This window comes from Mesorhizobium sp. M0207, assembly GCF_040321995.1.
GTDB lineage: Bacteria > Pseudomonadota > Alphaproteobacteria > Rhizobiales > Rhizobiaceae > Mesorhizobium.
The window spans coordinates 373,039-385,211 of record NZ_JAMYSQ010000003.1 but is presented as its reverse complement, the minus strand read 5'-3'; the positions used below and the strand labels follow the sequence as shown (position 1 = coordinate 385,211).

The 12,173-nt window shown below is 63.0% G+C and carries 10 protein-coding genes; 2 read left to right on the top strand and 8 right to left on the bottom strand.

Annotation, left to right across the window (positions count from 1 at the left end):
• Positions 1–36: 36 nt before the first annotated feature.
• The 8 genes from NKJ15_RS07940 to NKJ15_RS07905 all read right to left on the bottom strand — a co-directional run bounded on the left by NKJ15_RS07940 (position 37) and on the right by NKJ15_RS07905 (position 9,058).
• The gene (locus NKJ15_RS07940; RefSeq protein WP_352814729.1) at positions 37–921 is read right to left on the bottom strand and encodes a dihydrodipicolinate synthase family protein; all 885 of its coding nucleotides are present in this window, start codon (positions 919–921) and stop codon (positions 37–39) included.
• Between the two features lie 204 nt (positions 922–1,125).
• Complete coding sequence (locus NKJ15_RS07935; protein ID WP_352814727.1) at positions 1,126–2,922, bottom strand: ABC transporter ATP-binding protein; 1,797 nt, start codon at positions 2,920–2,922, stop codon at positions 1,126–1,128.
• A complete protein-coding gene (locus NKJ15_RS07930) occupies positions 2,919–3,863 on the bottom strand; it encodes an acetamidase/formamidase family protein (RefSeq protein ID WP_352470628.1) in 945 nt (314 codons plus the stop codon). Before NKJ15_RS07930 ends, NKJ15_RS07935 begins: the two co-directional genes overlap by 4 nt.
• Positions 3,853–5,496 carry an ABC transporter substrate-binding protein gene (locus NKJ15_RS07925; protein ID WP_352470629.1) on the bottom strand — a complete coding sequence of 548 codons (1,644 nt, stop codon included), beginning with the start codon at positions 5,494–5,496 and terminating at the stop codon, positions 3,853–3,855. The genes NKJ15_RS07930 and NKJ15_RS07925 overlap by 11 nt, the downstream gene beginning before the upstream one ends.
• A gap of 32 nt (positions 5,497–5,528) precedes the next feature.
• A complete protein-coding gene (locus tag NKJ15_RS07920; protein WP_352470630.1) occupies positions 5,529–6,449 on the bottom strand; it encodes an ABC transporter permease in 921 nt (306 codons plus the stop codon).
• Positions 6,446–7,312, bottom strand: a complete 867-nt coding sequence (locus NKJ15_RS07915; RefSeq protein ID WP_352470704.1) for an ABC transporter permease — start codon at positions 7,310–7,312, stop codon at positions 6,446–6,448. The genes NKJ15_RS07920 and NKJ15_RS07915 overlap by 4 nt, the downstream gene beginning before the upstream one ends.
• 19 nt (positions 7,313–7,331) lie before the next feature.
• Complete coding sequence (locus NKJ15_RS07910; protein ID WP_352455770.1) at positions 7,332–7,934, bottom strand: ANTAR domain-containing response regulator; 603 nt, start codon at positions 7,932–7,934, stop codon at positions 7,332–7,334.
• Entirely contained in the window at positions 7,931–9,058 is a 1,128-nt protein-coding gene (locus NKJ15_RS07905) for a transporter substrate-binding protein (RefSeq protein WP_352470631.1), read from the bottom strand. Before NKJ15_RS07905 ends, NKJ15_RS07910 begins: the two co-directional genes overlap by 4 nt.
• Before the next feature lie 522 nt (positions 9,059–9,580).
• On the opposite strand from NKJ15_RS07905, the gene NKJ15_RS07900 reads away from it, so the two are divergent.
• Both NKJ15_RS07900 and NKJ15_RS07895 read left to right on the top strand, forming a co-directional pair.
• Complete coding sequence (locus NKJ15_RS07900) at positions 9,581–10,696, top strand: hypothetical protein (RefSeq protein ID WP_352470632.1); 1,116 nt, start codon at positions 9,581–9,583, stop codon at positions 10,694–10,696.
• A 378-nt stretch (positions 10,697–11,074) separates the two neighbouring features.
• Positions 11,075–12,169, top strand: a complete 1,095-nt coding sequence (locus NKJ15_RS07895) for a branched-chain amino acid ABC transporter substrate-binding protein (protein ID WP_352470633.1) — start codon at positions 11,075–11,077, stop codon at positions 12,167–12,169.
• Positions 12,170–12,173: the final 4 nt, after the last annotated feature.

The window sequence follows — 12,173 nt, the reverse complement described above, 5'->3', positions numbered from 1 at the left end:
AGCTCGCTTCCTTGTCGGTCAGCCCGGCCTTGTCGGTCAGGCTGCCTCTGTCGCAAACAGCCTGTCGAAGGCAGCGGCAAGCTGCCGCTGTCCCTGTGGATCGATCGCCTCTAGGGGCGGGCGGACCGCCAGCCAGCGCTCGTCGCCGGTCTTGCGCGCGACCATGACCTTCACCGCCGGCGTGACCGGGTATTTGAGCAATTCGAGCACGAAGTCTTCGACGCGTGGGTCGTCGCCCCCGTTTTCGACCATTGCCCGGATTTCGCCGGTAACAAAATTAGCCATGCCGGAAATCGCGCCCTGTCCGCCGCGGCGCACGCTTCTCGCGAGATGCCGTTCGTCGCCGATGAGGATCACCAGATCGCCGTGCGCCTCAAGCAGCGCCTCACTGTAGCTCCAGTCCCCGCCGGAATCCTTCACCCCGGCCACCACAGCGGGAAAGGCGGCGCGCAGCCGGCCGATCAGCCCAAGCGGGAGCGGCACCATGGTGACTGAGGGGATGTTATAGAGCAGCACGTCGCGCGCCAGCGGACCGAGTGCGGCGAAGACGGCGGAAAACCATCCGAACAGCCCGTCCTCGCCGACATTCTTGAAGTAGCTCGGCGGAGCGAGCAGAATGTTGCGAACGCCGCGCTGCAAAGCGTGCCGGGCCTGATCGGCGGCATCTTCGGCTGCATCGACCAGCACTGCGGCGACGAGCTGATGTGGCGGAATACCGGCCGCCAGCATGGCCTCGGTGACGATCCGTCGCTCGTCGGTGCCGACCGAGGCTCCTTCGCCGGTGGTGCCGAACAGCGTCGCGCTGCTGCAGCCGGCGCCAAGGCAGGCTCGGGCATGCGCGATCATCGGCGCGAGCGCTATCTGCCCCGACGGGTTGAAGGGTGTGGTCAGGGCAACCGAAAGACCAAAGCGGGAAGCCAATACGATCTCCGTTGAAATCAATGTGGATGTAGCGTTAGCACGCTAACATGTCAGGTGTAAACGGGTGATGTTGCCAACTCGGCATCGCCGAACGGCGCTGCCGCGGCAGCGCCATCGCCGATCATTTTCCTCCGCTCGAACATCACATATGCAGCTGTCCCCGAGCCTCTGCGGGATTGGCTGCACGAGGCAGCCTAAGCTCGATCAAGTGGCGACGAGGTGGCCGTCGCCAACATCTTCGAGCTTGAGTTTCCGGGGCTCGTCACCGATGCGCCGCACAGCGCTTGGAATTTCGCTGTCCAAACGGGCGAACCGGGCGCGGCGCCGGCCTGGATCGGGAACCGGAACGGCTTCGATCAGCCGCTTTGTGTAAGGATGGCGCGGGTTGGAGAAGATCTGGTCGCGGGTGCCCATCTCGACGATCTGCCCCAGATACATTATCGCCACGCGATCGGAGATGTTCTCGACCACCGCCATGTCGTGCGAGATGAAGAGATATGCGACGCCGAATTCGCGCTGCAGCTCCTTCAGCAATCTTAACACGCGCGCCTGCACCGACACGTCGAGAGCAGAGACGCTCTCGTCGGCAATGATCAGCTTTGGTCGCAGCGCCAGCGCCCGCGCAATGCAGATTCGCTGGCGCTGCCCGCCGGAGAATTCGTGGGGATAGCGCTCCATCTGGTCAGCCGAGAGGCCGACGCGTTCGAACAGGGCGGCGATCTGGGCATGCCGTTGCTCTCTGTCGCCGAGGCCGTGGATCAGCAGAGGCTCGGCGACGAGATCGCCGACCCGCATGCGCGGATCGAGGGACGCGAAGGGATCCTGAAAGATCATCTGCACATTGCGGCGGACAGCCTTGCGCTCCTTGCGGCTGAGCGCCGACAAGTCCTGGCCGCCGATTAAAATGCTGCCGGTGTAGGGCACCAGCCCGGCGATCGCCTTGGCCGTCGTCGACTTGCCGCAGCCCGATTCGCCGACCAGCGACAGGGTTTCGTGCGGCGCGATCGAGAAACTGACGCCTTCGACCGCGTGCACCCTGCGGTCAACGCGGCCGAAGAAGCCGCCGTGCAGGTCGAAGCGGACGTGAAGATCGCTGACAGATACAAGCTCGGCCGGCATGTTGGCGGCGTCTTGTCGTTCTTCGACGGTCCGTCCGCCGCCAATGCGCGGCACGGCGGCCAGAAGCTCGCGTGTATAGTCGGCCTGCGGGCGATTGAAGATGTCAGCCGCGCTGCCCTGCTCGACCATCCGTCCGTCACGCATGATGATGACGCGGTCCGCCATCTCGGCGACGACGCCCATGTCGTGCGTGATCAGGATAACACTGGTGCCGTGCTCGCGCTGCAGGTCGCGCAGCAGTTCCAGCACCTCACCCTGAACCGTGACATCGAGGGCGGTCGTCGGCTCATCGGCGATCAGCACGTCCGGGTTCAGGGCCAGAGCCATGGCAATCATCACGCGCTGGCGCATGCCGCCTGAGAGTTCGTGCGGATAGTGCTCGAGCCGCCGTTCGGCATCCGGAATTCGGACTGCCTTCAGCGCCTCGAGCGCCCTCAGCCGCGAGTTGGAGCGCGACATCGAGGTGTGTGCATCGATCGCCTCCGTGAGCTGACGGCCGATGGACAGCACCGGATTGAGCGATGTCATCGGTTCCTGAAAGATCATGGCAATACGGTCGCCGCGGATGCGGCGCATGCCGCTCTCGCTGAGAGCCGCGAGGTCCTGATCGCCGAGCCGGATGGAGCCTGATCCGATGCGTGCCGCCGGCTGCGGCAGCAAGCCCATGATGGCCAGCGCCGTCATCGACTTGCCGGAACCGGACTCGCCGGCGATGCAAAGCGTTTCGCCGCGCGTCAGGCCGAATGTCAGGTCGGAAACGACGTCGCGCTCGCCCTCCTCGCCGCGCACGGCGACGCTCAGGCCTGAGACGCTGAGTACCGGCCTGAGAGAGCCACTCTCCGCGGCGGCCTGCCTGGATCGTTTGATGTCCTCCACCTTCATTCAAAGACGCAGCGGGGGAAGTAGAACGAAACCACCCAGTTGGGCATGTCGACGATCTCGCTGATGCGCAGGTCACCGCAAACCGAGACGAGCATATAGGCATCTACCGGATCCATGCCGTAGCGGCCGGAGAGCAGGTCGATCATCTGGGAAACGGCACTCCTGGCGCCGTCCATCAGATCCGGCCCGATACCGGTTGTCACCTCGTAGCCCTTGGCGTCGAGATGCCGCGACACCGGACCGGGCGTTGTGAAACGCGGCGTCCGCAGCCGGGCATCCTTGACCAGATCGAGCGTCAGCACGGCGTTCATGGGGCTCTCGATCGCCGTGCCGCAGACCTCGCCATCGCCTTGCGCGGCGTGCGTGTCGCCGACCGAGAACAACGCGCCCGCGACCTCTACGGGCAGGTAGAGCACCGTGCCGGCGGCGAGATCGCGGATATCCAGGTTGCCGCCCACGCGCCGCGGCGGAACCACCGAATGCAGACCCGGCTCAGCCGGGGCATTGCCGATGGTGCCGGCGAAGGGCTTGAGCGGCACCCGGCCGCTCTTGCCGAACAGCGCCGGTTCGAGCGAGGCGGCGTCGTACTTCCAGATATTCAGTGCCGGTTGGGAGAAGTCATTCGCCAGCAGACCGAATCCCGGGATGTTCGCCGTCCAACCGAAGCCTGATGGCTTGAACGCCTCGATGGTGATTTTCAGGGCATCGCCCGGTTCTGCCCCGTCGACATAGATTGGCCCAGTGACCGGGTTCACCTTGGCAAAGTCGAGCAAAGCAACGTCGTCGATGGTGCTCTCCATCGTCAGCTGCCCGCCGGACGAGTCCAAGCACTGGAACTCGATCGTCGCCCCTGGCGCCACCCGTTCGGCCGGGACAAAGGAATTGTCCCAGCCGAAATGATGGTGGCGCCCGTGGATGGTGTAGTCGCAGTTATTGCACATCGGTCACATACACATTGTCGTAGTTGATCGGGATGTGGACCGGGTCGACATAGAGGTTGTCGGCGCCACCCATGCGGGTTGATTTCATGGTGAAACGCTGCTCGTTGAAGACCGGTGCCCAGGGCGCGTCTTCCATGATCTTGCCGTAGATCTCGCTCCACATCTTGGCGCGTTCGCCAGCCCTGGCCGGGTCGACGATGGAGTCGGCTTCGGCCGCCTTGGCGTCGAGCGCCTTGTTGCAATACCACGACCAGTTCCAGCCGCCCGGGACGGCACCAGCACAGCCGAGGATCGGGCCGTAGAAGTTCGACGGATCGGGGAAGTCGGCGATCCAGGCCATGCCGCCGGACCAGATCATCGGCGCACCCGCCTTGTCGCCGCCGGCGGCGATGACGTTGGCCTGCGCGAGCGACTGGATGCTGGCCTTGATGCCGACCGCCGCCAGATCCTGCTGAATGGCCTGCGCGATGCGCGGGTTGGGATCGGTGTTCATGGCAAACAGCTGCGTGTCAAATCCGTCGGGATGCCCGGCCTCGGCAAGCAAGGCCTTGGCCTTGGCCACGTCATAGGGATAGCCCTTGAATTCCTTGTCATAGCCAGGCATCGACGGCGGCAACGGCTGATTGGCCGGCACCGCACGGTTGTTGATCAGCTGGACGATGCGGTCCTTGTTGATCGCCATGTTGACCGCCTGCCGCACCTTCACGTTGTCGAAGGGCGCCATGGTGGTATTCATGGTGATATAGCCGGTGTGCAACTGGCCGCCCTCGACGACACGGGCCTTCTGCTCGGGATCGGCCATCACCTCCTGGAATTTCGCCGGCGGAATGCCGTCGCCGGGAACGTCGATCTCGCCTTTCTGGAGCCGCAGCAGCGCCACGATCGGCTCCTGGCCGATCTCAAAGGTGATCTTGTCGAGATGCGGCAGACCCTCGTGCCAGTAATCCGGGTTGCGCTCGAATACGACGCGCTGGCCGAGCGTCCATTCGGCGAGCTTGAAGGCGCCGGTTCCGACCGGATGTTTGCCGAAGTCTGCGCCGTATTTTTCGACTTCTTCCTTCGGCACCACATGCGAGAAGTTGATCGCCATGACATGCAGGAAGGTGGCGTCGGGCCGGGTCAGCTCGAACTTGATCGTGTAGGGATCGACGACGGTTATGCCCGCCAGGCTCTCCGCCTTGCCGGCAGCGACGTTGTCATAGCCTTTGATCGAGCCGAAGAAACCGGCACCCGGGCTCTGTGTCTTTGGATTGGTGACCCGGTCGAGCGAATATTTCACGTCGTCGGCGGTCATCTCGCGGCCATTGTGGAACTTCACTCCGTGGCGCAGCTTGAAGGTGAAGGTCTTGCCGTCGGGCGCAATCTCGTAGCTCTCGGCAAGGTCGGGCCGCAGGTTGGTGGTGCCCGGCTCGTAGTCCATCAGCCCGTCGAACAGGCTCTTGATCATCGACCAGTTCTGCCAGTCATAGCCGATGGCCGGATCGAGCGTGGCGACGTCGTCCTTGTAGGTGATGGTGATCGCGCCGCCCTGCTTGGCATTCGGATCGACGGCGTCTTCGGCACGTACGCTTGTCATGCCAAGCACCAGCGCAAGCGCCGATGCCGCCACGGTCGATATTAGATATTTTCTCATGTCATGTTCCCTTTCTCTGGTTTTCTTGGTTTTCATCTGAGCTTGATGCGTGGATCGATGAACGGTGCGACAGTGTCGGCCAGGAGATTGCCGAGCACGATGGCAAAGGCCGAAACCAGGGTGACCCCCATGATGATCGGAATGTCGATGCGCTGAATGGCCTGCCAGGCTAGCTGGCCGATGCCTGGCCAGCCGAACACGCTTTCGACAACCACGATGCCGCCCATGAAGATGCCGATATCGATGCCGATCATGGCGATGACCGGCAGGATGGCGTTGGGCAGCGCGTGCCGGAGGATAATGGCGCTGCGTGCAAGACCCTTGGCACGCGCGGTACGCACGTAGTCCTGGCGCAGCACGTCGATCATCGACGAGCGCATCATGCGGGCGTACCAGCCGGCGCCGAGAATTCCCATGGTCAGCGACGGCAGCACCAGATGACGCCAGGTGCCGTAACCGCCGATCGGGAACCAGCCGAGCCGCACCGCGAACACATAAAGCAGCATCAGGCCGACGACGAATTGCGGCGCCGAGACGCCAACGAAGGAGGCGACCATCAGCGACTGGTCGGTGGCGGTGCCACGCTTGACGGCGGCGATGAGGCCCATCGTCAGCCCGATCACGACTTCGCAGGCAATGGCGCCGACCATCAGCAGCAGGCTTGCCGGCAGCCGCGAGACGATAAGCTCCGTGACCTCCGAGCGCTGAATGTAGGAGCGCCCCAGATCGCCGCTGAGAAGGCTGGTCAGATAGTGCCAATACTGGACGACGAAGGGCTGGTCGAGGCCGAGCTGCCGGCGGATGTTTTCGACCGTCTCGGGTGTGGCGCTGCGGCCGGCGATCTGGCGGACGGGATCGGCGGGCAGCAGGTAGAGCAGCGCAAAGGTGATCAGAGAGACGCCGAGCAAGATGAGCACCGACTGGACAACGCGGCGGCCGAGATAGGCGATCATGCCCGCCCCCTTTGCGTCGGATCGAGGATGTCGCGCAGTGCGTCACCGATCAGGTTGAAGGCCAGCGCCAGTGCCAGGATCGCCGCACCGGGAAAGAAGACCAGCCAGGGCGCGGCCTGGAAATAGGTCTGGTTCTCGAAGATGATGTTGCCCCATGACGCGGTCGGCGGTTGCACGCCGATGCCGAGATAGCTGAGCGTCGCTTCGAGCAGCACCGTGGTCGAAATACCGAGCGTGCCCCAGACGATGATCGTCGGCAAAAGATGTGGCAGGATATGGCGGAACAGGATGCGTGGAGCGCTAGCGCCGATGGTGCGCTCGGCATCGATGAACTCGCGTTCGGAGAGCGAACTTGTCTCGGTGTAGATGACGCGGGCGGTCTGCACCCAGTTCACCAATGCGATCACCATGGCGACGATCCACAGGCTCGGCTGGAGCACCGCCGCCAGGCAGATGGCGAGCAGCAGCGCCGGGAAAGCCATCATCAAATCGGTGAAGCGCATAAGCGCGCTGCCGATCCAGCCGCGGAAATAGCCGGCGGTGATGCCGACCAGCGTGCCGATCAGAAGCGCCACGCCATTGGCGACGATGCCGATGATCAGCGACGTGCGCGCGCCGAATAGGAGACGGGTCAGCAGGTCGCGGCCAAGCAGGTCGGTGCCCAGCCAGAACTGGGCTCCCGGCGGCAGTGGCGCGCCTTCAAGCGTGAGCCCGTCGAACATCTGCTCGTTTGGATCGTAGCCTGTCAGCCACGGTGCAAGAATGGCGCCGGCCAAGACAACGGCAATAATCCCGAGGCCGAGCAAAGCGAGAGGCCGTTTTAGCAGACGTCGCCAGACGCCGGCGCGAGGCTTGGCTGGCATACGCCCGGCGGCCGAAAGCTCAGGCGCGATCGGATTGGTCATCGTCGCCTTCTTCTTGTGTCATCGCCACGATCCTGCGCGCGGCTTCCTCGACACTGATTTGCCAGCTCATCGCCAGCGAGCGGAGCTGCGCATAGGCACGGCCGTCCTCGGCGCCCTTCGACAAGACCTCTACCGCGCGTACGATGGTCTGGCGCTCCGCGACCCGCTGACGAAGCGAGGCAATCTCGCTGGCCAGAAGCTTGCGCGCCTCGAAACTCTGCCTTGCGATTAAAAGTGCGCTATAGACGCCGGCATTGCCGACCGGTTTCAGCAACTGCGCATCGGCCTTGTGCGACAATGCCCATTCGACGCGCCCCGGCGCCTCGGAGCCGATCAGTGCTATCAGCGGCATCGGCGCCTCGCCCGGCTTCCACGGAAATTGCTCGTCAAAGCCGAGATCGACGTCGAAGAAGACGAAGTCCGCCGCCAAGGCTTCGGCCGGCAGTTCCGGCCAGAAGCCAATCGCCTCAAGGCCGATGGCCGACAATTGCCTTGTGATCGCCTGCACGGTCGGATGTGGACGATGCAGGACAAAAGCCCTGGCGCCTCCAAGGTTCGGGATACGCGCCATCTTGCTCACGACACCACCCGCAGGCGTGGCCGCCCGAACGTCTCCGTCCGGTCATAGCGGGAAAGGTAGGGATCGGGTGCCACGCCCTTCGTCAGTGTGACCGTTTTGAACGATGTTCCATCGATACGTCCGATTAGCACCGGCAAGGTAGCATGCTGGGTTTGCTGGTCGATGGCGATGTCGCCCAGCGGCGTTCGAAATGATGTTTCGGAAAAGACCTTGGGAAGGTCCGTCCATTGTGCACCGGGGTTAAGGGTGAGGATCTCGGCGAGCATGCGCACCGAGGCATAAGCCGCCGCCTCGAAGGATGAGGCCGGCATGACGGAAGGCACTGGAACCGCACCGCGATCCGCCCCCGAGATGTCGTGAAAATAGGGCCCAACGGAAAGGTGGCCATCGCCTGCCCCGTTGAGCGCCGGCAATTCGCATTCCGTGAGATTGCAGGACAGGATCGGGCAACGCTCCGGCCTGAAATGCGGGTCGCGCCGGCCAAGCTCCGCATAGGCAGCGATGAAGGCATAAGAAGAAGGGCCGATGAGATTGTTCAGAATGAAATCAGGTCTCGTCGCCTGTATCTCCGCGATCAGCCGCGCAACATCGACCTCGCCGAGCGGCAGATAGCGTTCGCCCAGCACCTTGCCGCCAGCGTCCGCAATCAGGTCGCGCGCCACGCGGTTGGTCTCCCAGCCCCAGATGTAGTTGGAACCGAGCAGGAAGCCATCGGCGCCGAAACGAGGCACGACATAGGCGAGCAGCGGTACGAGATGCTGATTGGGGCAGGCGTGTGTGTAGACGACATGCTCGTTGGCTTCGAAGCCCTCGTACGGGCAGGCGTACCACAGCGTGCCGCCTGCCCTTTCCAGGATTGGAATGACCTCCTTGCGGCTCCACGAGGTGACGCAGCCAATGATGTGACGCGCGCCGCTGTTGGCGAGAATGTCCGCGCAGCCGCTTGCATAGCGATCGATGTTGCCCTGCGGGTCGCGCTCGATCGGGATGAATTCGAATGGGATAGCGAGATCGCCGTTGACGTCGGCGATGGCGTTCATCGCACCCGCACGGCAGGATTCGGACACCAGCCGGTAGTTGCCGGACCGCGAATAGAGAATGCCGATGTCGATATGCCGTTTCAAGCAATGCCTCAAAAATGACAATGCCCCGCAGCCACCGCCGCAGGGCGAGGCATACGAGGCATTCTTGCCGCCCGGCGGTCGGAGCCGGTATTTGTCCTCACCGTATTACGCCCGCGCTCCCAGTCAAGAGCCGCCACGCGAAACTTTGGCCAGCCGAAACGGTTCGGCGCGCAGCACGCAACTCATGCCGCTGGTCGTTTAGAGTCCGCCAGGAACCAAAATTGCTGATGTCCAGCTATGGGGCCCGGACAAACCCGGTTCGCTACCATTCAAAGCAACGACTTTAATATCGGTTTACCTGAATCTGCTAGCAGCAATGACGCCGGTTTTCGTCGGTCAAGCAAAGGGTTCCACCTTGCCGCAGCAATTCAGCACTCCGTTCGGTCACCGGGGCGATGCCAACTGGCCGAGGTTGCACGGCTTCATGGGCGTCGAGTTGGAACGCGCGCCCGATGTTCTCGTGCCTCGCGTCGCCTTGGCCCGGAAGCTCGGTGGATGGGACTTTGGTGGCGGGAGCCGGGCTTGAGCGTCATTCGCGCCTTGCAAGGCGCCGACCTCCCGGCAGTTGCGAACATGTTTCAGCGCGTGCTGTTGAAGGAGAGGACCGAAGCGCCGGCCTCTCTCGTGGAATACATGCAACGGTTTTATCTGGATGCGCCCGGTTGCGCAGACAACCTCCGGTCGCTTGTCCATGTCAACGACGCCGGTCGCGTCTCCGGATTTGTCGGCGTCCACGTCCTGCCGATGACGTTCAACGGCCGACAACTACGCGCGGCCATCTGTAGCTCGCTCATGGTCGAGGACCATGAGCACGACCCGCTGGCCGGCGCCCGCTTGCTGAAAGCTTACCTGGATGGTCCGCAGGACATCTCCTTCAGCGAGACGGCCAACGATATTTCCGTGAAATTGTGGACCCGGCTGCGCGGCGTGGTCCTGCCGCAATACAGCCTTGACTGGGTCCGTGTGATGCGCCCCGCGGCCTTCATGCTCAGCCTTTCCGCCAATCGCATGGCGCTTGCGCGAATGCTCAATCCGCTGGCGCGTGCAGTCGACCGATTTTACTGCAGAAGGATGACGTCCAGCGAACGACGTTGGTCGGGTGTGGCGGTGGACGGGGCAGGCCACGGAGCCTTTCGTACATCCGAAATCGACAGCCATGCATTTGCCAGGCTCATCGAACCGTTTACCGCTCAATTCGCCCTGCGGCCTGACTGGACGGAAGATCAACTCGACCACATCCTGACAGATGCGGCACAAAAGCCGGATCTGGGGGAGCTTGTCTACGTTTGTGTGACGTCGCCAGTCGGCACCAATGTCGGCGCTTTCGCCTACTACGCACGGAAGTATGAAATTGGTCGCGTGCTGCAGATCTTCGCCCTTCCCGGCCAGGCGGGCCCGGTGATTGACTGCCTGATCGATCACGCCGCCGCGCGCGGCGTCAGCGGCCTGCGCGGACGTATTCAACCTGCACTTCTGGAGGCGATGCTTGGACGACGCATTGCTTTCCTGACCGTTGCCTCAACGGTGGTACATTCACGCGATCCAGAGCTTTTGGACGCGATGAAGAACTCGCAAGTCTTCCTGAACGGCCTTGCGGGCGAGCAGTGGAGCCGGCTTATCGGGAGCCGCTTCAGCTAGAGCGGGATGCGTTCAAGTTGAAGCGGGCATCCCGCTCTAACTATTTATTTTAGGCGCGTTTCCACTTGGCTGCAGAATGCTTGGGTCAAAACCCAATCACTCTGAACGACCGAGTTCGACCCTTTGCCGTCATCCAGTTGGGAGCGTCGCATGACGCTCCGTGACCCAATCACGACGCTCACTCCGGTCAGTGGTAACGTCCGGATTTGGCGCGCGATTCCGACCTCAGCGAACGAAGTTATGACACGCCATTCCAGTGTATGCTTGCTTCGCCAAATTGGGTGTGCGCTGCAATAGCAGCCCGAGACAGTCGCGCTTGCCGAAGGGGCTGTCGGCTTTGACGGGATTGGCGTAAGCTACAGTTAAGGGGGTGCACACATGCACCGCATCATCGCCATACTGATCTTGGTTCTCGCGGCCGTGTTCAGCTCCGCACGGGCGGAGGTGCTGATCGGCGTCTCGGCTGCGATGACGGGACGGCTCGCCTGGATCGGCGAGCAGGGACAGCGCGGCGCGGAGATGGCAGTGGCCGACGTCAACACGGCGGGCGGCGTGCTCGGCCAGAAGGTGAGGCTCATCTCGGTCGACGACTTCTGCGATCCCGAGCAAGCTGTGGCGGCCGCCAAGAAGCTGGTGGCTGACGGGGTCGTGCTCGTCGTCGGGCATTATTGCTCCGGGGCCTCGATCCCCGCATCAAAAGTGTACGAGGAGGCGGGCGTCGTTGAGATATCCCCAGGCTCGACCAATCCGCAGCTGACCGAACAGGGCCGTGCCAATGTCTTTCGCACCATTGGCCGCGACGACGCGCAAGGTTTCATCGCTGGCAACTACCTTGCCGATCGCTGGGGCAACAAGAAGATTGCGATCCTCCACGACAACTCGACCTATGGGAAGGGTCTCGCCGACGAGACCAGGAAGCAGCTGCACAAGCGGGGCGTGACTGAGGCCGTTTACGACGCATACATTCCCGGGAAGGACGACTATTCGGCCGAGGTCGCTACGTTGCGGACCGCCGGCGTCTCCGCCTTATATGTGGGTGGGTATCATGCCGAGGTTGCGCTGATTGCTCGCGCTGCACACGACAGTGGCTACACGGTTCAGCTCATATCCGGAGATGCTTTGGCGACCGAGGAATTTGCCCTGATCGCCGGCCCCGCGGCGGAGGGGACCCTCTTCACGTTCCCGGCGGACGCGAGGCGAAGCCCCGAAGCGGCCGCGGTCGTTGAGCAGTTCCGTGCGGAGAATTTCGAACCCGCGGGCTACACGCTGTTGAGCTACTGCGCGGTCCAGGTTTGGGCCCAGGCGGTCTCGAAGGCAGGTTCGCTGGAGCCGAAGGCCGTCATTGCGGCACTGCACGAACAGGAATTCGACACGGTGATCGGCCGGGTCGATTTCGACGACAAGGGCGACCTCACGAAGCAGAGCTGGGTTTGGTACGTCTGGCGCGGCGGAGAGTACGTGCCGGTTGAATAGGGTT

What these genes read in the sequence shown, in the direction of transcription:
- NKJ15_RS07930 (WP_352470628.1), bottom strand. Translation starts at nt 3,863, where the DNA reads ATGTGCAATAACTGCGACTACACCATCCACGGGCGCCACCATCATTTC.
- NKJ15_RS07920 (WP_352470630.1), bottom strand. Translation starts at nt 6,449, where the DNA reads ATGATCGCCTATCTCGGCCGCCGCGTTGTCCAGTCGGTGCTCATCTTG.
- NKJ15_RS07935 (WP_352814727.1), bottom strand. Translation starts at nt 2,922, where the DNA reads ATGAAGGTGGAGGACATCAAACGATCCAGGCAGGCCGCCGCGGAGAGT.
- NKJ15_RS07925 (WP_352470629.1), bottom strand. Translation starts at nt 5,496, where the DNA reads ATGAGAAAATATCTAATATCGACCGTGGCGGCATCGGCGCTTGCGCTG.
- NKJ15_RS07895 (WP_352470633.1), top strand. Translation starts at nt 11,075, where the DNA reads ATGCACCGCATCATCGCCATACTGATCTTGGTTCTCGCGGCCGTGTTC.
- NKJ15_RS07915 (WP_352470704.1), bottom strand. Translation starts at nt 7,312, where the DNA reads ATGCCAGCCAAGCCTCGCGCCGGCGTCTGGCGACGTCTGCTAAAACGG.